Here is a 23,218-nt window from a genome sequence, read left to right as displayed (position 1 = left end):
AGGGCGTTCACCGAAGGGCGCTACCGGAGCCCCCGCCCTGTCTCCAGCACCTCTCTCGCCTGGGCCGCCAGCCCGTCCGCGCCGCAGGCCCGGGCGAGGTCCAGGCCCCGGTTCAGCTCCGCGACGGAGCGGGCGGCGATGCCGTACTCGACGCGGGCGGCCGCGTGTTCGTACTGGCAGGGCGAGGCCTCCAGGTAGGTGACGGCCCGGGCGGCGAGCTGGATCGCGCGTCCGCCGGTCTCCAGGGCGGCGGCGCAGCGCAGGGCCTCGCCGATGGCGGTGTCCGTGCCGAAGCGCTCGGCCTGCCGGCGGGCGTCGGCGGCGAGCTGCACGGCACGGGCCGGGTCCTGTTCGGCGAGGGCCTTGGCGAGGTCGATGGACCAGGGCGAGAGCACCGGGTTGTGGCCGCCGCGCGAGGCGGCGGTCTTCTCGGCGGCCTCCAGTTCGTGGACGCCCTCCTCGGTGCGGCCGACGGCGAGCAGCAGCCGGCCGCGTACACAGCGGATGTCGGGCAGCACGATCGTGGACGGGTAGGGCGGCGCGAAGCCGTACTGCTCGGCGATCGACCAGGCCTCGTCGATACGGCCGCGGGCCAGCAGGGTGTCGACCAGTCCGCAGGTCGCCGACCAGTACAGGGGCAGGCGGCGGCCGACGCGTTCGGCGAGCAGCAGTGCCTCGCGCAGGGCGGACTCGGCGTCGCGCAGCCGGCCCTGCCTGCGGTAGGCGAGCCCGAGGAAGGCGTTGGCGAGGGAGAGGTGGCCGCCGCGCCAGCCGGCGCCGGTGTAGACGCGCAGGGCCTCGGCGAAGAGGCTCTCGGCGCGGTCGAGCCGGTCGGCGTAGGCGTACGCGCTGCCGAGCATCATCAGCAGCTCGATGCCCCACTCGGGGTCGGTCCAGCCGAGGCCGGGTGCGAGGCGGCCGTTGACCAGGGCGCGGTCGCACAGTTCGAGGACCTCGTCGGCGCTCTCGCCGTGGGTCATGGCGTCGAAGCCGCGCAGGATGAGCAGCGCGCGTTCGGCGTTGTCGCGGCCGGTGCAGGTGCTCGCGAGTTCGGCGAGGCGCCGGGAGCGGGCCGGGGAGACGGTCTCGCCGTGGATGCCCTCCCACATGAACTGCACGGCCTGCAGCCGCATCTTCACGGGGCCGGGTTCGTGCCGGGCGGCCTCGGCCTCGACCGTGCGGACGGCCTCCTCCAGCTGGTCGTTGTGGAGCAGCGCCTGGGAGAGCCGGACCACCGCGTCGACCCGCCGCTCGGGGTCGAGGCCGGGCGTGCCGAGGGCGTGCTGGAGGTGTTCGACGGTGACGGCGGGTGCCGTGAGCAGGGTCGCGCAGCCCAGTTCGTACAGGACGTGTGCGTGGACCGCGGGGAGCGGTGGCTCCCGCAGCGCGCGTTCCAGGCAGGTGCGGGCCGCGTCCGGTGCGCCGACGGCCAGGTGTTCCCGGGCGGCCTCGCGCAGCTGCTCGACGAGTTCCTCGTCGCCGTCCGGGTGCACCTTCAGCAGGTGCCGGGCGGCCTGGGCGGCGCCGCGTCCCAGCTCGGTGATGATCTGGGCGGCGACGCCGTGCATGGCGGTGCACACCCCGGAGGGGATGGAGTTGTAGACGGCGCTGGCGATGAGCGGGTGGACGAACTCCAGCTCTCCGTCGACGCGGTCGCCGCCGTCCGCGGGGTCGGGTTCGGTGAGGATGCGGGCGGAGCAGAGCAGTTCGGCGCAGTGCCCGGCGACGGCCTCGTCCATGGTGGCGAGGCGGGCGACCATGTCGACGGTGATGCCGGTGCCGAGGATGGCGGCGGCCCAGGCGAACTGGGTGGCCTCCAGGCCGAGCCCCTTGAGCCGGTCGACCAGTCCGCCGCCGCGGGCGGCACGGTTGAGGGCGCGCAGTTCGCCGGCCCTCGCCTCGACCGGCTGCAGTTCGCTGTCCTGCACCTTGGCGAGGAGTTCGGTGGTCTCGTAGGGGTTGCCCGCGGTCACGGCCCAGACCTCGCGGCAGAACGCGTCGTCGGCGTACCGGCCGAGGGTGGCGCGGGTGAGTCCGGCGGCGGCCTCCGGGGTGAGCGCCCTGAGGTTGTTGACCGGGCGGCCCGCGGCGGCGGCCACCGCGTCGAGGTGGCGGGCGCTGTCGCCGCTGACCTCGCCGGGGCGGCGGGCGACCACGACGAGGACGGAGAGATCGTCCAGGCGTTCGGCGAACGCGGCGAGCCAGCGCAGGGTCTCGTGGTCGGCCCAGTGCGCGTCGTCGATCAGCAGCACCAGGGGCCACTCGCGGCGGGCGAGCCGGCGTACGGCGGCGACGAGTCCGTCGCACACGTACTGCGGGTCGGCGGTGGCCTCCTGCGGGTCCGCTATCCCGAGGGCGGGTCCGGCGATGTCGTACCAGTCGCCGAGGTACTCGCGGGCCTCCTCGGGCAGTAACGACAGCAGCGCGGGCTGGAGCAACTGCCGTACCACGTTGAACGGGACGGACTTCAGGGTCTCCGCGCCGCGCGCGGACCACACGTTGCAGCCGCGGCGTTCGGCTACGCGGCGTGTCTCGGCCAGCAGCGCGGTCTTGCCGAATCCCGCCTCGCCGCGGATGACCAGCAGACTGCCCGCGGACGACTGGTCGGCGCACAGGAGGTCGAGTGCCTGTACGACGGTGGCGATCTCCGCGTCCCGCTCCCACAGGGAAGCCGAGGCGACCACGGGCGGCCGTCCCTCCGTCATCCCGTTACCTCCCCAGGTCGCCCGAATGACGTACAGACCCTGAGCGTAGCCGTCCGGTCGGATGCGTGGTGGCCGGTCGGGGCAGCTGTTGCCCTGGCGGGTGAAAGTGGGTGCGGGCGGGCGACGCGCACCCGGCCCGATCAGCCGGTCAGCAGCGGACGGCGCGTCAACCATGCCTGGGGCGAGGTCGGTTGTGGGTGCCGACCACGGTGCCGGAGCGTTTCCTCGCTCCGGCGGACGGCGGCACCGCCGGGGCGCTGGGCCACCCGTACGCCTCGTTCGGGCCGGCCTTCTCCTTCCCGGCCGCCCGGCGCGATGCCGCTCGGCGGCGGTACCAGGTGCGGCGGGTGGTGGAGGGGGGCGGAACCGGGCGGTGAGCAGGAGGAGGGGGTGAGAAAAAAAATCCCGGTGCCGAAATGTCCGGTCCGGTCGATTGGCGGCAGATCCTCTCATCACACTTTCACTGTCGCCTCATACGGTGGGGTCATGACGCAGGTGACTCCCCCCGGGTGGTACCCCGACCCCGGGCAGACGAACGACGGTCCGCCCACCGAGCGCTGGTGGGACGGCAAGGCCTGGACGGACCAGACCCGCCCCGCCGGGACGGCCGCCACGTGGGGTCCCCCGACACAGCCGCCGCCGGCCGGCGGCCCGCAGCCGGCGCACCCGGCGGCGCCCGCAGCTCCCCCCGGCTACAGCGCGCAGCCCGGGTATCCGGCGTATCCGGGCTACCCCGCGCTGCCGCCGGCCGGGCCCCGGCGCGGTGTGCGCACGGGCATCGCCGTCGCGGTGGCGACCGCGGTCCTGGCGAGCATCGCGGTCGGCGTGTGGGCCCTGACCACGGACACCGGCGGCGGCAGCGCCGACCGGGCCGGGTCCGGGCAGGGCGCGTCGGGCGGACCCGACGGCGGTCAGGGCGGGCCGGGCGGCGGCTTCGGCGGCCAGGGCGGCTCCGGGGGTTCGGGCGGGTCCGGGGGCTCCTCGCCGTCACCGAACCAGTCCGAGGCACCCAAGATCAAGGGCGGGGGCACGGTGCCGGACCCGGTCAACGGCATCAGCCTGCCGGTGCCGGACGGCTGGACCGGGCAGACGATCAGCGTCGGCGCCCAGGTGACCTCCGACGACTCCTACAAGTGCCCGGGCAACTCCACCCAGACCTGCACCTCGGGCGGCGTCTACTCGGCTCCGGCCCAGGCGCTGAACATCGAGGGCGACACGGCCGAGGAGGTCGCCAAGGCGGACATCGCGGCCAACGCCAAGCAGTCCTACGGCGGCACCACCTACGGCAGCATCACCTCGCACCAGGTGCTGGGCTCCGGGGCGGTGACGGTGGCCGGGCAGAAGGGGTACATGGTGCGCTGGAAGGCGGTCACCAGCAAGGGCGCCGACGGCTATGTCGAGTCGGTCGCGTTCCCCTCCCCCGACGACGCCAAGCAGATCGTGGTGCTGCGCTTCGGCATCGACGTCGGGCACAAGACGTCGGTCATCGACGAGATCCTCAAGGGGATCAAGGTGTCGTCCGGCGGCGGGAACGGCCAGGACGTCTGATCCGTGGCCGCGGGAACGTGATGCGGCCGGGTGGGGTACCTCTCCGCTCAAGAGGAGCCCCACCCGGCCGGGGGTGCGCGCCGCCCCCGTCCCCACGGTGCGGCGCGGGCAGGTCACCGTTCAGTCATCCCGTGAACGGCGGCCTGAGTCTCATGTCACGTCGGTCAGTCCGAGCGCGGGCAGCACGATGGCCTCCACGAAACCGGTGAGATAGTCGCCGTCGGCGTACTGGCCGCAGAGCACCGGCCGGATGCGCAGCACGCCGAACATCATGGCGGGGAGGTAGTCCAGCGCCGGATGGTCCGCCCGGACCTCGCCCCGGGCCACGCCCCGGGCGAGCATCTCCTGCAGCGCCGCGGTCTCCGGAAACACCAGCGCCTCGCGCAGCGCCTGGGCCAGCTCGTGGTCCGCCGTCACCGCGGGCCCGAGCGCCTGCAGCAGCTTGGTGTCCTTGCCGGACCACTCCCCCGCGGTCCGCGCCGCCTGGCGCAGGTCCTCGGCGAGTGATCCGGTGTCGATGCCGGCGAACCGCACCCGGCGGTTGGCGCGCAGCGCGGCGGCGACGAACTGGGGCTTGGTCTTCCACTGCCGGTAGAGCGTGGATTTGCTGCACCGGGTGCTCGCGGCGACGCCCTCCATGGTGACGGACTCGTAACCGCTTTCGCGGATCTGGTCCAGCACGGCGTCGAAGAACTCCCGCTCACGCTCGGCCGTGATCTTGGAGCGGCGCGAGGCGACGACCGTGTCCGGTCCGTCCGCGGCCTGCGACGTCATGCGGTGCTTCCCTTCACTCGTGTCCTGCGCTCGTGCCCTGCGGTCGTTGCCGCATGGCCCGCTGAAGCACGTTCTGAGCCGGGCTCCCGACTCCGTCTCCAGTGTGTCGCACATCAACCGATACGCAAGTGTACCGGTACTCGACCGTATCGGTACACTGACGTATCGGTACGATGACGTATCGATGAGCTTCGCCCGGGGGACGGGGCTCGACCGCACCACCACACGCACCACCGTCAGCGAAGGGGCCGGGGGATGAATGCCCGAACCGAGCCTGCAGAGGCAGCAGCGGAGCCGCCGGACGCGACCGCGCGCCCGGCACTCATACGTGAGCTTCTGCTGGTCGCGGGGCTCTTCCTCGTCTACAAGCTCGGCAGGCAACTGGCCACCGGCCACACCGCGAACGCCTACCGCAACGCCCACCGCGTCTGGGACCTGGAGAGGGCGCTGCACCTCCCCCACGAGAACGCCGTGCAGTCCGCACTGCTGCACGGCGACACCTTCGCCCACCTAGCGAACACCTACTACGCCACCGTCCACTTCCCGGCGACGCTGGCCTTCCTGGTCTGGCTGTACCTCCGGCGGCCGGCGCACTACGTATGGGCCCGCCGGGTGCTCGCGGCCGTCACCACGGCCGCGCTGGTGCTGCCGTTCACGTTCCCGCTGGCCCCGCCGCGGATGCTGACCGGCACCGGTCTGGTGGACACCGCGCGGGTCTACGGCCCGGACGTGTACGGCCCACCGTCCAGCGACCATCTGTCCAACCAGTTCGCGGCGATGCCGTCGCTGCACTTCGGCTGGGCGCTGATGGTGGCGATCGGCCTGATCGCGGCCACCCGGTCCCGGTGGCGCCGGCTGTGGCTGCTGCACCCGCTGATCACCCTGCTGGTGATCGTGGGAACGGCGAACCACTACTGGCTCGACGCGATCGTCGCGACGGCCATGCTCGGCATCGCCCTCGCCGTGATCCACCCGCCGCACCGGACCGCCGGCACGGCGGGACACAACGTCGGCCGGCTCGCGCCGCGCGAGCCCGTCCTGGCGGGAGCGGGCCGATGAGCGCCGCCGCCCTGATCGCCGTCGGCCTCTCCCTCGTCTCGGCCGTCGCCTACGCGCTGGCCGCCGTCGCCCAGGAACGCCTCGCCGCCCGCACCCATGGCACCGGCCTGCTGCGGCTGCTCGGCACCGGCGCCTGGTGGTCGGCGGTCGGTCTGAACGCGGCCGCGGCCCTGCTGCACGTCGTCGCCCTCAAGTACGGCCCGCTCACTCTGGTCCAGCCGCTCGGCGCACTCACCCTGGTCGCGGCCGTACCGCTGGGCGCGCGGGCGGCCGGGCGCCGGGTCAGGGCGATGGAGTGGCGCGGTACGGCGCTGACGCTGCTCGGGCTCGCCGCGCTGCTCGTCACCGCCTCCGGTCCGGCGCCCGCGCGGGTGCTGACTCTGACCGAGGCACTGGCGGTCGCCGGTACGACCGCCGTCGCGATCGGCATGCTGTCCCGGCCCGGCGCCCGGCCCGGCCTCAGGCACGCGACCGCGTCGGGCTTCGCCTCCGGTGTCGCCTCGGCGCTGACCCAGACGGTGACCGTGGCGGCCACGGACCGCACGGGCCCGGTGCTGAGCACGGAGGTCGTCGTGGTGGCCGTGCTCGTCGCCGCGTTCGCCGTCGGCGGGCTGCTGCTGTCGCAGACCGCCTACCGCGGCGGCCTCGGCGCGCCGCTGGCCGTGGTCACCCTCGCCAACCCGGTGGCCGCCGCGGTGATCGGACTCACCCTGCTCGGCCAGGGCCTCCAGGGCGGACCCGCCGGCGTCCTGCTGGCCCTCGCCGGAGCGGGCCTGGCCTCCTGGGGTGTGGTCCTGCTCACCCGGGTCACGCCGGAACCGGCGCTCGCGGGCGACGACCACCCCGTCGCCGCGGTACTGGCCCTGGAGCCGGGCACCGCGACCGCCGAACCGGCCCTGATCCCGCGGCAGCCGGAACAGCCGGGACACCTCACCTCACTCTGATCGACGGCGACGCACTCCGAACTACGACGACACACAGCGGCGGCCGGTGCGCACATCCGCGCACCGGCCGCCGTCACCGTTCTCCCCCGTCCGGGGCGTGCTCAGTTCCAGCCCCGCGAGTTCTGCTTGAGGGCCGTGTCGACGGTCAGGGCCGTCGCCACCACGAGGCTCAGCAGCGGCTCGGGCAGCTGGTAGTGGATCTGCAGGACGTAGTTGTCCGCAGTCGTGAAGAGCGTCTTGGCGAGGCCCTCCCAGGTCTTGGTGATCCGGGCGACCTCGTTGTCCGCGTGGTCGACGATCGCGAAGTTCCACGCCCGCCAGTTCTCCGCCTTGATCGCGCCGACCTGCTGGCCGTTCGCGTTCATCGCGAAGTTGATCTTCCCGATCATGTTCTGCTGGACGATCTCGCCGACCTGCGAGCCGTCCGGACGCGACACGATCACGCGGGACTTGAAGAACTTCGCGGGCCGGGTCAGCAGCAACTGCGGCTGGCCGTAGGCGTCGCGGATCTCCAGCTTGTGGGTCATGAACTGGTCGAGGCTGGAGACGAAGCGCAGGATCTTCTTCAGCGCGCCCTGGCCGACCTCGGTCACGGCGCCGATCTCGCGGCCGTTCTGATCCATGACCTTGTACTCGTTGGTCAGCTCGATCAGCTTTGCCTTCTGGTTCACGACCAGGACCGGCTCGGTGAAGAGGCTGCCGCCGCCGGGGCCGCCGGCCGCGACCCCGGCCTGCTGCTGCACCTGGCGCTGCACCTTGGGGTCGACGGCCTGCGCCTGCGGGGCGCCGTACTGCTGGGGAGCGGCCTGCTGCTGCGGAACCTGACCGGCGGGCTGCTGCGCCGGGTTGGTGTGCTCGGTCCACTGCGTGCCGTCCCAGTAGCGGAGCGTCTGCGGCGCTCCGTGCGGATCCGGGTACCAGCCTGCCGGAGTGTTCGATTGCGTGGTCACCGGGGCACACTACCCTGATATGACCGGTACCTGACCAGCCCGCACGGAGCGGTGTTCATCGCCCGTTCACTCCGCGGCGATCGCCGGGTCGCTGACGCCGGGGCGACCGTTCTCGACATGGCCGGCGAAGGCGCGCAGGAAGGCCGGGTCCGCGTCGCAGGTGACCGTCACGTCGTACCAGCGCTTGCTCGCCGTGAGGTCCACGGTGTGCCTGACGGTCGCACCGGGCCGTACGGTCACCGTCGCCGGGGCGACGCCGTAACCGCTGACGACCTTGAGCTTCACCGTGCCGGAACCCTTGTTGGTGAAGGTGAGTTCCAGGTCGTCGCCCACATGCCGCGCGGTCGCCTCGGGTCCCGCGGCCTTGCCCTTGCCCTTGAAGACGCGCAGGAATCCGTTGGGGCCGTGCACGGCGAGGTCGTGCACACCGCCGGAGTAGGCCGAGTTCCAGGTGTCGGAGAGGGACGTGCCGGCCGTGGTGGTGTAGGTCCAGGGGCCGTCGGTGCGGTTGCCGGAGGTCACCAGGAAGGCGGCGGCCGCGTGCACCCCCGAGGCGAACGTGAGCGTGAAGGTGCCGGTCGCGGTGTCCGCGGAACCGTCGACCACCGGGGCGTACTTCAGCGGGCGCGTGGGCCGGTGGCCGCGCTCCTGCTTGGGCAGGGCGGGGTGGGCGGGCGGCTTGGGCACGTAGTCGGGGTGGCGGTTGTGGTCCGGCGGCTCGTAGGCGGCCGTGGACGGCAGGGCGACCGGCTCGGTGTCCTTGCGGGAGAAGTCGAAGGCACTGGTCAGGTCGCCGACGACGGCACGGCGCCAGGGGGAGATGTTCGGCTCCTGCACACCGAAGCGGCGCTCGATGAACCGGACGATCGAGGTGTGGTCGAAGGTCTCGGAGCAGACGTAACCGCCCTTGCTCCACGGCGAGACGACCAGCATCGGCACGCGCTGGCCGAGCCCGTAGGGGCCGGCGACATGGCTCGCGTCACCCTTGTACAGGTCGAGAGCGGTGTCCACGGTCGACTTGCCCTGGGCGCCGGAGGCCGGCGGGTACGGCGGGATGACGTGGTCGAAGAAGCCGTCGTTCTCGTCGTAGGTGATGAACAGCGCGGTCTTGCCCCACACCTCGGGATTGGAGGTGAGCGCGTCCAGGACCTGGGAGACGTACCAGGCGCCGTAGTTGGCGGGCCAGTTCGGGTGCTCGGTGAAGGCCTCGGGGGCGACGATCCAGGAGACCTGCGGCAGCTTGCCGGCCTTGACGTCGGCCTTGAGCTGGTCGAAGAAGCCCTCGCCCTTGCGTGCGTCGGTGCCGGTGCGGGCCTTGTCGTACAGCGGGTCGCCGGGCTGGGCGTTTCGGTACTGGTTGAAGTACAGCAGGGAGTTGTCGCCGTAGTTGCCGCGGTAGGCGTCGTCGATCCAGCCCCAGCCGCCGTTCGCGTCGAGGCCGTCGCCGACGTCCTGGTAGATCTTCCAGGAGACCCCGGCCTTCTCCAGGCGCTCGGGGTACGTCGTCCAGCCGTAGCCCTTCTCGTCGTTGCCGAGGACCGGGCCGCCGCCCTGGCCGTCGTTGCCGACGTAACCGGTCCACATGTAGTAGCGGTTCGGGTCGGTCGAGCCCATGAACGAGCAGTGGTAGGCGTCGCAGATGGTGAAGGCGTCCGCGAGGGCGTAGTGGAACGGTATGTCCGCGCGGGTCAGGTGCGCCATGGTCGTGGTGCCCTTGGCCGGCACCCATTTGTCGTACTTGCCCCCGTTGAACGCCGCGTGCGTGTCCTGCCAGCCGTGCGGCAGGTCCTGGATGAACGCGAGGCCCAGGTCGTCGGCGTCCGGGTGGAAGGGCAGGATGTCCTTGGTGCCGTCGGACTGCTTCCAGACCGAGCGGCCGTTCTGCGTGACGGAGCGGGGGTCACCGAAGCCGCGGACGCCTCGGAGCGTGCCGAAGTAGTGGTCGAAGGATCGGTTCTCCTGCATGAGGACGACGATGTGCTCGACGTCCCGGACCGTACCGGTGCGATGGTTCGCGGGCAGTGCGGCGGCGCGCTGGATGCTGCTGGAGAGCGCCGTGAACGCCGTGGTGGCGCCCGCGAGTTGGAGGAATCGGCGCCGATTGACTTCGGGCATGGGTCTGCGGGTCCTCTCGTCCTGACGTACGCGATGCCGCCCATGTGACGGAACCTGCGCGGAGCGAGTGTTCCAAGAGCAACAAACGTCAGGGAAGGGTCTGATGGCGCCCGTGTGAAACCCGGTGGTCCGTGCGGTGCCACGACCGTTCACACGAAGGCTTCCGTCAGACGGAAGGCGGCATTGCACACGGCCTGGCGCCTCCCGACGATGTGGCCACCACCCACAGACGGGAGCCGCAGCCATGCCGCACATGACCGCTTTCGCGCGGAATCAGTGGTACGTCGCCGCCTACGGCGAGGAGGTCGGGCGCGAGTTGCTCGGCCGGACGATCCTCGGCGAGCCGCTGGTCCTCTACCGCTCCGAGGAGGACGGCACCCCGGTCGCCCTGCACGACCGGTGCGTCCACCGCCGCTACCCGCTCTCCTCGAGCGGCCTGGACGGCGACCGGATCGTATGCGGTTACCACGGTTTCACCTACGACCGCACCGGCGCCTGTGTGTACGTGCCGGGCCAGAAACGCGTCCCGCGCACCGCGCGCGTCGCCTCCTACCCGGTGGTGGAGCAGGACTCGCTCGTCTGGGTGTGGATCGGCGACCCGGCGCTCGCCGACCCGCAGACGATCCCGCGGGCCCGCCATCTGGACTCCCCCGGCTGGACCACCGTGCGCGGCATGGAGCCGATCGACGCCGACTACGGCCTGCTCGTCGACAACCTCCTGGACCTGTCGCACGAGACGTATCTGCACGGCGGTTACATCGGCACTCCGGAGGTCGCCGAGACCCCCATCACCACCGAGGTGGACGAGGGCGCGGGTGTGGTCCGGGTCAGCCGGCACATGGAGGACGCCGAGTGCCCGTCGTTCTACGCCCGTTCGACCGGCATCGAGGGCCGGATCACCCGCTGGCAGGACATCGAGTACCACGCGCCCTGCCTGTATCTGCTGCACAGCCGGATCGCACCGGTGGGCGTCGTACCGGAGGCGGACGGCAGCGACCCGCACGGCTTCCACACCGAGATCACCTACGCGATCACGCCGTCCGCCGACGGCAAGGTGTACGACTTCTGGGCGGTGTCCCGGGACTGGGCGACCGAGGACGCCGAGGTCACCGAGTTCCTGCGGGCCAACAACCACACCGTCGTGATGCAGGACGTGGACGCGCTGAACCTGCTGCAGCGCACCCTCGGCACCGAACGCACCGGCTACCAGGAGCTGAGCATCAACATCGACACCGGCGGCCTGGCCGCGCGCCGGATCCTGGCCCGGCTGGTCGAGGAGGGCGACAAGCCGGTCGAGGAGGTCCGGTGAGCCCCGGCACCGGCGAGGTCTACCGCATCGACTGGCTGCCGGGCACGGATGTGCTGCACGGCACCTGCCACTGCGGTGCGGAGCACACCGCCGAGGATCCGGTGCTGATGTGGGAGTGGATGCTGGCCCACCCCGAAGGACACGACAGCGAAGAGGCCGTACGGTGACCGAACTCGAACTCGTCGTTTCCGGCCGGGAGTTCGCCGCCGACGGGGTACTGGCCCTGACACTGCGCGATCCGCTGGGCCCTGAGCTGCCCGGCTGGGAGCCCGGCGCGCATGTGGACCTGCTGCTCGGGCCGGGGCTGGAACGGCAGTACTCGCTGTGCGGCGATCCGGCGGACCGGTCCGCGTGGCGCATCGCGGTGCTGCGCGAGCCGGACGGGCGGGGAGGCTCGGCACATGTGCACGAGCAGCTGGGCGAGGGAGAGAAGGTACGGGTACGCGGGCCGCGCAACCACTTCCGGCACGAGCCCGCGCCCCGCTACCGGTTCATCGCGGGCGGCATCGGCATCACCCCGATCCTGCCGATGCTCGCGGCGGCCGAACAGGCGGGCGCCGACTGGACGTTGCTCTACGGCGGACGCACTCGCTCGTCCATGGCGTTCACGGAGGAGCTGGCGCGGTACGGCGACCGGGTCACCCTCGCACCGCAGGACGAGACCGGTCTGCTCGACCTGGGCCCGGCCCTGGACGACCTGCCCGACGGCACCCTGGTGTACTGCTGCGGCCCGGGGCCGCTGCTGGACGCCGTCGAGGAGCGCTGCCCGTCCGCGGTGCTGCGGGTGGAACGCTTCCGGGCGAAGGACCGGCAGGCGGGCGGAGACGAGGAGTTCGAGGTCGTCCTCGCCCGCAGCGGTCGTACGGTCACCGTCCCGCCGGAGGTGTCCGTGCTGGACGCGGTGCGCGCCGCCGGGGTCGAGGTGCTCTACTCCTGCACGGAGGGGACGTGCGGCACGTGTGAGACCGATGTGCTGGAGGGCGCCCCGGAGCACCGGGACTCGGTCCTCAACGAGGAGGAACGGGCCTCGGGTGACACGATGATGATCTGTGTGTCCCGCTGCCGGGGCGCCCGTCTGGTGCTGGATCTGTGACGCGGTCTGAATGACGCGGTTCTGGGATCAGGACGTCAGATACGCCTCCACCTCGCTGAACTGTCCGGCCGGCCAGCCCGTGTTGGCGCTGACGGCGAGGCGGAGGTACCGCAGGTTCGTGGTGCTCGGCAGGGCGACGGTGGCCGTGTTGCCGGTGGCCGGGTCGAAGCGGTAGTCCTGGGAGCCCACGACGGTCGAGTAGGTGGAGCCGTCGGTGCTGCCGAGCACGGTGATGGTCTGGGTGCGGGCGCCCCACGCCGAGGACGGCGGCAGCTTCAGCACCAGGCGGCGTACGGCGTAGGGCGAGCCGAGGTCGACCGTCCACGACTGCGGGAAGGCGTTGTTGGTCGACTCCCAGTAGGAGTTGGCGTCACCGTCGACCGCCTTGCCGGGGGTGTAGACGTCCTGGGAGCCGGTCGCGGTGGCCGGCCGGCCCTTGGCGAGGTTGCGGTTCGGGTCGGGGTCGGGGTTGCCCTGGCCGGGCTGGGGCCAGGTGGAGCAGTCCGACCAGGTGCTGCTCCAGCCGGAGTTGCCGCCGCCGTCGGTGAGCGTGAAGGAGCCGGAGTTCGCCGGGTAGGGGCAGTTGTAGATGCCGGCGGCCCCGACCTGGGTGGCGGTGACGTTCTTGAAGGTGGCCGCGCCCTGTGCCTCGGCCTGTACGACGACCGTGCCGGTGTTCTGCACGGTCGCGCCGGTCACGTTGACGTTCCTCACCGGGTAGCCCTGTCCGCCGCCGGAGACGAACTCGAAGGCGCTGTAGGGGCTGTCGGTGATCGTGGTGTCGGTGATGTTGACCGTCGCGTTGATCGCGCTGTCGTAGGAGTCGACGCGCAGCGCGCCCATCGGGTGGTTCCAGTTGGGGTTCATCGCGCCGGTGCGGACCAGGGTGTTGCCGTCGACGGTGATGGTGCCGGACAGCGGAGAGAAGGGGTCGAGGAACTTCTGGTTGGAGATCGCGATACCGCTGCCGAGGGCGTTGGTGTCGGAGATCAGGTTGTTCTTCACGGAGATGTCGGTGCCGCCGTAGATCGCGATGCCGTTGGCCAGGTTGGGTTGCGAGATCGTGTTGTTCTCGAAGCTGGAGTTCGTGTCCGGCGCGTACAACGACCACATGGCCAGGGCGTCGTCTCCCTGGTTGCGCAGGAAGTTGTCGCGGACGACGACTCCCTTGGCGGTGCCGTTGAGGTTGATGCCGTCGGCGGTGGTGTCGAGGAAGCGGCTGTTCTCCACCACCAGGTTGTCGTTGGTGCCGGTCAGCCACATGCCGCACTTCATGTGCTGGATCCACATGCCGGAGACGGAGGAGTTCGGGCCGAGGGAGCCGTTGACGAAGTTGTCGGGGTTGGAGTCGACGCGCTCGGTGACCTCGCCGATGACCGCGAAGTCCTTGATGTGGACGTTTCCGGAGGAGCTGGACTGGTCGATGAACCGGGAGGCGTGCACCACCGAGTACCAGCTGCCGGCGCCCTGGAGCGTCACGTTCTGCACGCCGTTGAGGGATGAGGTGATCTTGTAGTCGCCCGGCGGGATCCACACCGTGCCGCCCTGGGCGGCGGCGATGGCGTCCCGGAAGGCCTGGGTGGAGTCGCCGTTGCCGCTGGGGTCGGCGCCCTTGGAGACGACGGACACCGAGCCGGCGGGCTGGGTGGCGGGCGCCGCGACCTGCTCGAAGTCGGCGACGTCGACGGTGACCTGGGTGTCGGCCGCCTCGACGGCGACCTTGTCGCCGGGCTGGACGCCCTGGCCCAGCAGCAGCCGGGCGTTGTCGAAGAAGTGGTGCGTCTTGGCGCCGGCGATCCATCCGGTGTCGATGTACGAGTACTTGGAGGTCACCGGGATGGTCCTGGCGAGCTTGGTGCCGTTGACGTACACGTTCAGGGAACCGGACTGGCCGTCCGGGACGCTGTAGGCGACGTTCACGGCGTTGGAGGCGCGCGGCACGGTGAACTCCACCCGCTGCCCGGCCGACAGCCGGACGGCCTGCCGCCCGGAGGCCTCCGAGGCGAGGGTGCCCTGGGTGTAGTCCGGGCCGATCTTCGCTCCGGTGGTCGTCTGCGACTCGGCCTCCACGGAGGTGAAGGGCAGCGCGGCGCCCGAGGCCGCGTGCGCGGCGGGGGCCACGGCGGTGAGCATGCCGGCGGCGAGGGCGACGACCCCGGCGATGGATGGCATGTGCCTGACATATCTGGTGGTGCTGCTGTACATGGGCTGATCCCTTCGTGGTGGGGTTCGTGGGACAGCTGGCGCGGGCGCACCGGACCGGCTGAGCCCGGGTCCGGCGCGCGGGTGCGGCTCAGGCCTGCAGCCAGGCCGCGGTGTCCTGCGGCAGCCGGCCGGCGTCGTCCAGCGGGCCGCTGCTCAGCAGGAGTCGGGAGTGTGCGGGGAGGTCGACGGGTGCGGGCGCGAGGTTGACCACGCACATCGCTTCCTCGGCGCGGGTGAAGGCGAGGACGCCGTCTGGGGCGGGCAGCCAGGTCAGGGGGCCGTCGCCGAAGAGCGGGCGCAGGGCGATGGCCCGGCGGTAGAGGGTGAGCATGGAGTCGGGGTCCCGCTGTTGACGGTCGACGGCATACGAGGCCCAGTCGGCCGGCTGCGGCAGCCAGGGCTCCTGCCGTGAACCGAATCCCGCATACGGCATACCGGCGGCCCACGGCAGCGGCACCCGGCAGCCGTCCCGGCCGGGGTCGGCTCCCTGCGAGCGGAAGTACATCGGATCCTGTATCCGCTCGACGGGGATCTCGGCCTCCGGCAGCCCCAGCTCCTCCCCCTGGTACAGGTACACCGCGCCGGGCAGGGCCAGCGACAGCAGGGCGGCGGCGCGCGCCCTGCGGGTTCCGAGCGCCGGATCGGTCGGGGTGCCGAAGGCTTTGGCGGCGAAGTCGAAACCGGTTTCTCCACGGCCGTACCGGGTGACCGTGCGGGTGACGTCGTGGTTGCAGAGCACCCAGGTGGCCGGGGCGCCGACCGGGGCGTGCTCGGCGAGGGTGGTGTCGATCGAGGCGCGCAGCCGGGCGGGATCCCAGGGGCAGGACAGGAAGGAGAAGTTGAAGGCGGTGTGGAGTTCGTCGGGGCGCAGATAGCGGGCGAAGCGTTCGGCGTCGGGGAGCCAGACCTCGCCGACGAAGACGCCGTCGTACTCGTCCGCCACGCGCCGCCAGGAGCGGTAGATGTCGTGGAGTTCGTCGCGGTCGACGAAGGGGTGCGGGTCGGGGCCGGAGGCGAGGTCGGGCAGGGCCGGGTCCTTGGCGAGGAGGGCGGCGGAGTCGATGCGGACGCCGGCGACGCCCCGCTCGAACCAGAACCGCAGGATGTCCTCGTGCTCCTGGCGGACGGCCGGGTGCGCCCAGTTGAGGTCCGGCTGTTCGGGCGTGAACAGGTGCAGATACCAGTCGCCGTCGGGCAGGCGGGTCCACACCGGTTCGGTGGAGCCGAGGAACTGGGACGGCCAGTCGTTCGGCGGGAGTTCGCCGTGCGGGCCGCGCCCGGGCCGGAAGTGGAACAGTTCACGCTCCGGGCTGCCGGGCCCGGCGGCGAGCGCCGCCCGGAACCAGGGGTGCTGGTCGGAGACGTGGTTGGGCACGATGTCGACGATGGTCCGGATGCCCAGCTCGCGTGCCTCGGCGATGAGTTTCTCCGCCTCGGCGAGGGTGCCGAAGGCCGGGTCGATGGTCCGGTAGTCGGCGACGTCGTAGCCGCCGTCCTTCAGGGGTGACTGGTACCAGGGGGTGAACCACAGGGCTTCCACGCCGAGTTCGGCGAGGTACGCCAGCCGGGCGCGGACGCCCGCGAGGTCCCCGGTGCCGTCGCCGTCGCCGTCCGCGAAACTGCGGACGTAGACCTGGTAGATGACGGCCGAGCGCCACCAGTCGCGGTCCCTTCGGGCAGGGGTGGGCTGTCCCACGGGGGCTTCCCTTTCTGTAAGCGTTTTCGGCGGCGTCAGCCCTTGGTGCTGCCCGCGCTGATCCCGGCGATGATGTGCCGCTGGAACACGAGGAACAGCGCCACCATCGGCACGCTGGCGATCACCATCGCGGCGATGAGCACGGTGAGCTGGATGTTCTGCGACAGCTGGACCAGGGCCACGCTGATCGGCTGCTTGTCGGTGTCGGAGAAGACCATCAGCGGCCACAGGAAGTCCTGCCAGACGGCGACCAGCGCGAAGATCGACACCACGCCGAGCACCGGCCGGGACATGGGCAGCACCACCGACCACAGGATGCGCAGCCTGCCGGCGCCGTCGATCTCGGCGGCCTCCAGCACATCGCGCGGCAACTGGTCGAAGAACCGTTTGAGCAGATAGAGGTTGAAGGCGTTGGCGACGGCCGGCAGCCAGATGGCGAGAGGGTCGTTGAGCAGGCTGGTGTGGAGCAGCGGCAGGTCGGCGACCGTCAGGTACTTCGGTACGACCAGGGCCTGCGCCGGGACCATGAGGGTGGCCAGGATGCCGCCGAGGATCACCTTCCCGAAGGCCGGTCTCAGCTTGGACAGGGCGTAGGCGGCTGCCGTGCAGAACACCAGCTGGAACGCCCAGGCGCCGGCCGCCTGCACCACCGTGTTCCACAGGTGCTGCGGCAGTTGCATCAGGTCCCAGGCGTCGGTGTAGCCGCCGAGGTGCCAGTGCTGCGGGGCGAGCGTCGGCGGGGTCCGGGCCACCTCGTCCGGTGACTTCATCGCGCCGGTCACCATCCAGTAGACCGGGAAGAGGAACGCGAGCGCGAAGAGGACCACGACGGTTGTGAAAACGGTCCAGTAGACGACCTTGCCGCGCGGACGGGCGAGGGTGGCCGGGGAGATCAGGGTGCGCGTGCTCATGCGGTGTCCCCCTCGGTGCGGGTGAGCCGCAGGTACACGGCGGAGAAGGCGCCGAGCAGGACCAGGAGCATGACGCTGAGGGCGCAGGCGCCGCCGAAGTCGTTGTAGAGGAAGGCGTACTTGTAGATCAGGTAGAGAACGGTCACCGTGGCGTTCTCCGGGCCGCCGCCGGTGATCACGAACGGCTCGGTGAACACCTGCATGGTGGCGATGATCTGCAGGAGCATCAGCATCAGGATCACGAACCGGGTCTGCGGGACCGTGACGTGCCGGACGCGCTGGAGCAGGTTCGCGCCGTCCAGTTCGGCGGCCTCGTACAGCTCGCCCGGGACGGACTGCAGGGCGGCGAGGTAGATGAGGACGGTGCCGCCCATGTTCGCCCAGGTCGCCACGATCACCAGGGAGACGAGCGCGGTGTCGGTGCCGTTGGACCAGTTCGAGGTGGGCAGGTGGAGGAAGCGCAGCGTCTCGTTGGCGAGGCCGGCTCCGGGGTCGTAGAACCACTTCCACAGCAGGGCACTGACCACCGGCGGGATCATCACCGGCAGGTAGACCACGGCCCGGAAGAAGGCCTTGGCGTGCCGGAGTTCGTTGAGGACGAGGGCGAGCAGGAAGGGGATCGCGAAGCCGAGGAGCAGGGCCAGCAGGGTGAAGGTGAGCGTGTTGCGCCAGGCCGCGCCGAACTCGGGGTCGTGCAGGACCCGGGTGAAGTTGGCGGTGCCGACCCACTCGGGCTTCGAGCCCGGTGTGTACTTCTGGAAGGCGATGACGACCGCGCGGATCGCCGGGTACCAGGAGAACAGGGCGAAGCAGACGAGGCCGCCGAGGAGGAAGGCGTAGGCGCGGGCCTGGTCGGCGAGGCGGCGCCGCCTCCGGCCCCCTCCCGGAGGCGGCGCCGGGACCGGGTGGACGGCGGCCTTCGTCACGGTCCGCCGTTCGGCCGTCTTCGTCATGGCGGTCAGCTCCGGGCCAGGATGCCGTCGATCTTGCCGGAGGCGTCCTTGAGGAGCTGGTCGATGTCGGCGTCCTTCTCGGTCAGGACGGCGGAGACGGCCGAGTCGAGGACGGAGTAGATCTGCTGCGCGTCCGGCGGCTCGATCTTCATCTGCAGCTGCTGGTTGCCGTCGAGGAAGGCCTGGTAGTTCTCCACCGGGACATTGGCGTTGGCCTTCTTGGCCTGCTGGTCCTTGGCGTCGGCGGCGCCGGTGAACAGGCGCGGCTCGGGCAGTCCGACGGGGGCGTCGTTCTTCTTGGCGCGGGCGTAGTCGCCGAGGAAACCGGTTCCGGGGGTGAGGAACATGTGGTCCAGCCACTTCAGGCCGGCCCGGATCTGGGCGGGCGTGTCGTGCTGGTTGAACATGTAGCCGTCGCCGCCGATGAGCGTGCCCTTACCGCCGGGCATGGGGCCGATGGCGATGTCGTCGTAGTCGGCGCCCTTCTCCTTGACCAGGATCGGGATGTTGTCCGGGGCGGCGAGATACATGCCGAGCCTGCCCGAACCCATCATCTGCTGCACGTCGTTGATGACCAGGAGCTGCTTGCTGCCCATGGAGTCGTCGGTCCACCGCATGTCGTGCAGGTTCTGCAGGACGGCGTGGCCCTCCGGGGTGTCGATGGTGGCCTTCTTGCCGTCGGCGCCGACGACGTCGCCGCCCTGCGAGTACAGCTCGGCGGTGAAGTGCCAGCCGCCCTGGTTCTGGGCGCTGTAGTCGGCGTATCCGACGGTGCCGTTGCCGAGGGCGGCGATCCTCCTGGCGTCGGCGCGGACCTCGTCCCAGGTGGTGGGGGGCTTGTCGGGGTCGAGGCCGGCCTTCCGGAAGAGCTTGCGGTTGTAGATCAGCCCCATGCTGTATCCGGTACGCGGTATGCCGTAGACCTTTCCGTCCACGGTGTAGATGTCGCGCAGCTGCTTCTGGAGTGTGTCGTAGGACTTCAGCTCCTTCAGGTACGGCGTGAGATCGGCCGCCTGGTGGATGTCCACGACGTGCCTGGCGTCGGTGAAGTACGTGTAGAAAACGTCTTCCATCTGACCGCCGGCGAGCTTCGCGTCGAAGGTCTTCGGGTCCTGGCAGGGGAAGGCGTCGTGCGCGACGACGTCGATGTCCGGGTTCTGCTTCTCGAAGGAGGCGAGGTCGTCCTCGAAGAACGTCCGGTCGACCTTGGCGCTCTTGGGCGGCTCGCAGTTGACGGTGATGCGTGTCGTGCCGCCGGCAGCGTCGTCGCCGCCCGAGCCGCAGGCGGTGGCGGCAAGGGCGAGCGAGGAACAGACGCCGATCGCGACGAAGGTACGGCTGAACCCGGTGCTTCTCATCGGTGGACCCCCTGATGGCACTCATGGCAGGAGCGGTGGGCGCCGCACACTCAAGCACCGCCGACATCGGTCCGCAAGATGTCGCGCGAAATCTGTAATTATTTGACAGCAGGTTGGATCTTCTCGATTACAGGGCAGGAACTCAGTCGCGCGGGGCTTGCGCGGTGGATCCGCGCACCACCAGCTCGGGCTCGAACAGCAGCTCCTCGGCGGGTACGGCGGTGCCGCCGATCCGCGCGTTCAGCAGCTCGACGGCCGCGCGGCCCATGGCCTCGATGGGCTGGCGGACGGTGGTGAGCGGGGGCTCGGTGCAGTTCATGAAGGCCGAGTCGTCGTAGCCGACGACCGAGATCCGCCCCGGCACGCCGTACCCCTTGCGACGCGCGGCCCTGACGGCGCCGAGCGCGAGCGGGTCGCTGGCGCAGATGATGCCGGTGACACCCCGGTCGATCAGCCGGGACGCCGCGGCGTGACCGCCCTCGATGGAGAAGATCGCCCGGGCGACGAACTCCTCCGGCAGGTCGCCGGCGATCGCCCGCGCGGCGGCCAGCTTGCGCGCCGAGGGCACATGGTCGCCGGGGCCGAGGACCAGTCCGATGCGCTCGTGGCCGAGGGAGGCGAGGTGCCGCCACGCCTGCTCGACGGCCACGGCGTCGTCGCAGGACACGCCGGGGAAACCGAGGTGTTCGATGGCCGCGTTGACCAGCACGACGGGGATGTTGCGCTCGGCGAGCAGCCGGTAGTGGTCGTGCGGGGCGTCCGCCTGCGCGTACAGGCCGCCGGCGAAGACGACGCCGGAGACCTGCTGCTGCAGCAGCAGTTCGACGTAGTCAGCCTCCGAGACGCCGCCCTTGGTCTGTGTGCACAGCACCGGGGTGAGGCCGAGCTGGGCGAGCGCACCGCCGATGACCTCGGCGAATGCCGGAAAGATGGGGTTCTGCAGCTCCGGCAGGACCAGGCCGACGAGCCGGGCGCGTTCGCCGCGCAGCTGGGTGGGGCGCTCGTAACCGAGGACGTCGAGCGCCGTCAGCACCGCCTGCCGGGTGGCGTCGGAGACCCCGGGTTTTCCGTTGAGCACCCGGCTGACGGTCGCTTCGCTGACGCCGACCTTCTTCGCCACTTCCGCAAGTCGTCGTGTCATGTGCGCAAGCGTAGCGCAATTCATGCAAGTGGCTTGCGTAAGGCGACAGAGCCCGCGCCCCTTCGGGGGCGCCCTGGGTGATCCTTCTTCGACCCGGCGCCGCCGGCGACCTGAACGCCGGCGGTGCCGGGTCAGTTCTCGGGGGTCGGGACGACCGTGAGGTGAGCCGCCGTGTCCCGCGAGCGGCGCGGACGGCGTGCGGGCGCGGTGGGCCGGCGGTGCTCGCGCGGGACCATCGACAGGCGCCGGTAGCCGAGGTCGCGCAGGACCTGAGGCGTCTCCTCGACGATGCGGCACTCGGTGGGGCCGCGCCGCGGGTCGGGGTGGCGCAGCAGCCGGACGGCCCCGTCGAGCCGGGTCGCGCGCTCACCGACGGCACGGATCCAGTGCGGCAGGCCCTGCCGGTAGGCGGCCTCCATGAGCGGGTCCTGGGCGATGTCCCGGCGGATCGCCTGGAGTTCGTGGTCGTGACCGTACGTCTCCAGCGCGGTCCTCAGGTGGGCCAGCATTGGCAGGCACCAGCCCTGCTCGTGCTCGCCGAGGATCTCGCCCGCGTCCGGATGGAACAGGACGAACCGCAGGAAGTTGTCCCCGGGCATGGCGCTCGCGTGCCGGCGGACCCCGCGGAAAAGTGTCGTGAATGCGCCGTTGGCCATCACCACGTCCCAGCGGTGGTCGACCACCAGGGACGGGCAGGCGTGGGACTCCAGCAGTACGGCGTAGTCCTGGAGGTACGCCTGGGTCTCGCAGGTCTCGGGGACGGGCCGCGGTGCCGGCCGCTGCCCTCCTGCCTGATGTGCCATCGGGAGGTCACCCCTCTTGCCTCTGCGGCCTTCACGCGGCCCTGCGATCCTGCGGCCCGAAACAAGCACGTGTCAACTATCGTGGCATTCCGTGCCCGTTGACGGCTGAAATTCGCCACAGTTGTGGCGACACCTGGATGTGAGTTCGAGACACCCGCTACGCTCCGGGAAGTCCACGGCGAACGCTCGTGAGAAGCACGGACGCATCTGCAGCCCTCGAGAGACGTAGGAGTTCTGTCGGTGACGGATGGCTACGAGGATCCGGGCGCCACGGCGACCGCCCAGCTGCCGGCCGTCGTCGCCCGCGTCACCGCGCTCGCCGACCGGCTGGGCGTGCCGCACGCCGAGGTCTTCGACGTCGGGCGGCTCTCCGTGGCCTGCGGGGTCCCGGAGCCGGTGGTCAAGGCCCTGCTCGCCGGCCGGCCCGCCGGTGAACCGGACGTACAGGCACGCTTTCTGCAGCGCCTGGGTCTGCTGCGGCGCACCCGGCTGAAATCCAACGGCCGCAAGTACACCCAGCAGGAGATCGCCGACGGCGCGGGCATGTCCCGGCAGCAGGCCGGCGCCCTCATCAACGGCGACCGGCGGCCGACCATGGAGCACTGCGACGCACTGCAGCGCTTCTTCCGGGTGCACGCCGGCTTCCTGACCGCGGAGGACCCCGAGGCGCTGGCGGGCGCGCTGCAGCGCACCGAGCAGGAGCTGCTGACGAAGCTCGCCGACCGGGAGCGGGCCGCCGCCGGGGCCGACGAGGATCCGCTGGAACGGCTGCTGCTGGACCACGGGGTGCGCGGAATAGCCTGGCGGGCCGCGCAGTTGCCCACCGACCAGCACCGGGACAAGGTCGCGGAGTGGCTCGACATGCTCCTGGAGAGCGTCAAACGGCCCGAGTCGTGAGCCGGGGGAGGACTGTGGGCATCGGCAGGGACATGCGCCGGCTGTGCAACGAGCTGGTGGGCGGTCTTGCGCTGCCCGCGCCGGCGCCGCCCCGGGAGCTGTACGGCGCGTTGTGCGCGGCGATGAGCCGCCGTCGGGGCCGCCCGGTCCACTTCCGTGCGGCGGCGTTCCCGCCGGGCACGGCGAGCGGACTGTGGCTGGATCTGACCGACCGCGATCTCGTCGTCGTGGAGGAACGCACGGCACCCGACCACCAGTTGGTGATCCTCGGCCACGAGCTGTGGCACATGCAGGCCGACCACCGCGGACACCACGTCGACGGCGTCGGGGTCGCCACGCGGCTGCTGCACGACGACACCGACCAGGACGCGCTCCAGGCCACGGTGCAGCGCGTCGCGGCCCGGACCCGTTTCGACCTCGCCGAGGAACGGGACGCCGAGACCTTCGGTCTGCTCCTGGCCAGCAAGTGCCGTACCTGGCTTGCCGGTTCGGCCCTGCGCGGCCCGGTGCACCGCGACGACGTGGCCGGGCGCATCGAGGCCTCCCTGGGGTATCCGGGGCCACAGGGCTGACCGGGAGCCGCGCCGCGCGGCGCCGTCGGACGTGCGGTCTCGCTGTCGTACGCCGGCCGGCGGCCGCCCCGGGCCGGTCGTCACCCCTTCAGGCCGCACGGAAAGGATTCGGCCTCGGCTGAGCGGGCGAACCGGGACGCGGCCGAAGGGCGTTGTCAGTGGCGGGCGGCAAGCTGGAGTGGTGC

Annotated in this window: 20 protein-coding genes; 9 read left to right on the top strand and 11 right to left on the bottom strand. The window is 71.2% G+C overall.

All coding sequences use genetic code 11. From position 1 onward, the window contains the following. Window positions 1–20: 20 nt before the first annotated feature. Window positions 21–2,705: an ATP-binding protein gene (locus tag SRB17_RS07485; protein WP_153536104.1), complete on the bottom strand. Its 2,685-nt coding sequence runs from the start codon at window positions 2,703–2,705 to the stop codon at window positions 21–23. A gap of 197 nt (window positions 2,706–2,902) precedes the next feature. Between SRB17_RS07485 and SRB17_RS07480 the strand changes: the two genes are divergently transcribed. Next, a complete protein-coding gene (locus tag SRB17_RS07480) occupies window positions 2,903–3,082 on the top strand; it encodes a hypothetical protein (RefSeq protein WP_153536102.1) in 180 nt (59 codons plus the stop codon). Between the two features lie 109 nt (window positions 3,083–3,191). Next, a complete protein-coding gene (locus SRB17_RS07475) occupies window positions 3,192–4,253 on the top strand; it encodes a DUF2510 domain-containing protein (RefSeq protein ID WP_153536100.1) in 1,062 nt (353 codons plus the stop codon). Window positions 4,254–4,403: 150 nt separating this feature from the next. Here the strand turns inward: SRB17_RS07475 and SRB17_RS07470 are convergent, their stop codons facing one another. Continuing rightward, the gene (locus tag SRB17_RS07470; protein ID WP_153536098.1) at window positions 4,404–5,027 is read right to left on the bottom strand and encodes a TetR/AcrR family transcriptional regulator; all 624 of its coding nucleotides are present in this window, start codon (window positions 5,025–5,027) and stop codon (window positions 4,404–4,406) included. A gap of 255 nt (window positions 5,028–5,282) precedes the next feature. On the opposite strand from SRB17_RS07470, the gene SRB17_RS07465 reads away from it, so the two are divergent. Both SRB17_RS07465 and SRB17_RS07460 read left to right on the top strand, forming a co-directional pair. Then, window positions 5,283–6,086, top strand: a complete 804-nt coding sequence (locus SRB17_RS07465; RefSeq protein ID WP_153536096.1) for a phosphatase PAP2 family protein — start codon at window positions 5,283–5,285, stop codon at window positions 6,084–6,086. Further along, window positions 6,083–7,030 carry a hypothetical protein gene (locus tag SRB17_RS07460; RefSeq protein WP_153536094.1) on the top strand — a complete coding sequence of 316 codons (948 nt, stop codon included), beginning with the start codon at window positions 6,083–6,085 and terminating at the stop codon, window positions 7,028–7,030. Before SRB17_RS07465 ends, SRB17_RS07460 begins: the two co-directional genes overlap by 4 nt. A gap of 101 nt (window positions 7,031–7,131) precedes the next feature. Here the strand turns inward: SRB17_RS07460 and SRB17_RS07455 are convergent, their stop codons facing one another. Both SRB17_RS07455 and SRB17_RS07450 read right to left on the bottom strand, forming a co-directional pair. Next, entirely contained in the window at window positions 7,132–7,980 is an 849-nt protein-coding gene (locus SRB17_RS07455) for a phospholipid scramblase-related protein (protein ID WP_323375145.1), read from the bottom strand. 66 nt (window positions 7,981–8,046) lie between these two features. Then, window positions 8,047–10,095: a phosphocholine-specific phospholipase C gene (locus SRB17_RS07450; RefSeq protein WP_153536092.1), complete on the bottom strand. Its 2,049-nt coding sequence runs from the start codon at window positions 10,093–10,095 to the stop codon at window positions 8,047–8,049. Between the two features lie 244 nt (window positions 10,096–10,339). Between SRB17_RS07450 and SRB17_RS07445 the strand changes: the two genes are divergently transcribed. The 3 genes from SRB17_RS07445 to SRB17_RS07440 are packed head-to-tail and all read left to right on the top strand — an operon-like array spanning window position 10,340 to window position 12,497. Beyond that, a complete protein-coding gene (locus SRB17_RS07445; protein WP_153536090.1) occupies window positions 10,340–11,404 on the top strand; it encodes an aromatic ring-hydroxylating dioxygenase subunit alpha in 1,065 nt (354 codons plus the stop codon). Continuing rightward, a complete protein-coding gene (locus SRB17_RS46025; protein ID WP_228396063.1) occupies window positions 11,401–11,571 on the top strand; it encodes a hypothetical protein in 171 nt (56 codons plus the stop codon). The genes SRB17_RS07445 and SRB17_RS46025 overlap by 4 nt, the downstream gene beginning before the upstream one ends. After that, the gene (locus SRB17_RS07440; protein ID WP_323375144.1) at window positions 11,568–12,497 is read left to right on the top strand and encodes a PDR/VanB family oxidoreductase; all 930 of its coding nucleotides are present in this window, start codon (window positions 11,568–11,570) and stop codon (window positions 12,495–12,497) included. The genes SRB17_RS46025 and SRB17_RS07440 overlap by 4 nt, the downstream gene beginning before the upstream one ends. 27 nt (window positions 12,498–12,524) lie before the next feature. Here SRB17_RS07440 and SRB17_RS07435 read toward each other — a convergent pair whose 3' ends face one another. The 7 genes from SRB17_RS07435 to SRB17_RS07405 all read right to left on the bottom strand — a co-directional run bounded on the left by SRB17_RS07435 (window position 12,525) and on the right by SRB17_RS07405 (window position 21,564). Continuing rightward, on the bottom strand, window positions 12,525–14,702 hold the full coding sequence (locus SRB17_RS07435) for a discoidin domain-containing protein (RefSeq protein ID WP_153536086.1): 2,178 nt from the start codon (window positions 14,700–14,702) through the stop codon (window positions 12,525–12,527). A gap of 88 nt (window positions 14,703–14,790) precedes the next feature. Further along, window positions 14,791–16,398, bottom strand: coding sequence for a glycoside hydrolase family 13 protein (locus SRB17_RS07430; RefSeq protein ID WP_323375143.1), 1,608 nt, complete (start codon window positions 16,396–16,398; stop codon window positions 14,791–14,793). Window positions 16,399–16,433: 35 nt separating this feature from the next. After that, window positions 16,434–17,309: a carbohydrate ABC transporter permease gene (locus SRB17_RS07425; RefSeq protein ID WP_153536084.1), complete on the bottom strand. Its 876-nt coding sequence runs from the start codon at window positions 17,307–17,309 to the stop codon at window positions 16,434–16,436. Further along, window positions 17,306–18,262 carry a carbohydrate ABC transporter permease gene (locus tag SRB17_RS07420; protein WP_153536082.1) on the bottom strand — a complete coding sequence of 319 codons (957 nt, stop codon included), beginning with the start codon at window positions 18,260–18,262 and terminating at the stop codon, window positions 17,306–17,308. Before SRB17_RS07420 ends, SRB17_RS07425 begins: the two co-directional genes overlap by 4 nt. Window positions 18,263–18,267: 5 nt before the next feature. Next, window positions 18,268–19,620 carry an ABC transporter substrate-binding protein gene (locus tag SRB17_RS07415; RefSeq protein ID WP_153536080.1) on the bottom strand — a complete coding sequence of 451 codons (1,353 nt, stop codon included), beginning with the start codon at window positions 19,618–19,620 and terminating at the stop codon, window positions 18,268–18,270. 142 nt (window positions 19,621–19,762) lie between these two features. Then, complete coding sequence (locus SRB17_RS07410; protein WP_153536078.1) at window positions 19,763–20,761, bottom strand: LacI family DNA-binding transcriptional regulator; 999 nt, start codon at window positions 20,759–20,761, stop codon at window positions 19,763–19,765. Window positions 20,762–20,892: 131 nt separating this feature from the next. After that, window positions 20,893–21,564 (bottom strand): hypothetical protein, encoded by a 672-nt coding sequence (locus SRB17_RS07405; protein WP_153536076.1) that lies wholly within the window; start codon window positions 21,562–21,564, stop codon window positions 20,893–20,895. A 240-nt stretch (window positions 21,565–21,804) separates the two neighbouring features. Here SRB17_RS07405 and SRB17_RS07400 point away from each other — a divergent pair, with 240 nt between their 5' ends. Together SRB17_RS07400 and SRB17_RS07395 are read left to right on the top strand one after the other, a co-directional pair. Continuing rightward, a complete protein-coding gene (locus tag SRB17_RS07400) occupies window positions 21,805–22,461 on the top strand; it encodes a helix-turn-helix transcriptional regulator (RefSeq protein WP_323375142.1) in 657 nt (218 codons plus the stop codon). A 32-nt stretch (window positions 22,462–22,493) separates the two neighbouring features. Further along, complete coding sequence (locus tag SRB17_RS07395; protein WP_153537992.1) at window positions 22,494–23,033, top strand: toxin-antitoxin system, toxin component; 540 nt, start codon at window positions 22,494–22,496, stop codon at window positions 23,031–23,033. Window positions 23,034–23,218: the final 185 nt, after the last annotated feature.

Origin of the sequence: Streptomyces sp. RB17 (genome assembly GCF_009604455.1) — a bacterium.
Taxonomy (GTDB): domain Bacteria; phylum Actinomycetota; class Actinomycetes; order Streptomycetales; family Streptomycetaceae; genus Streptomyces.
This window is presented reverse-complemented; position numbering and strand designations above follow the sequence as displayed.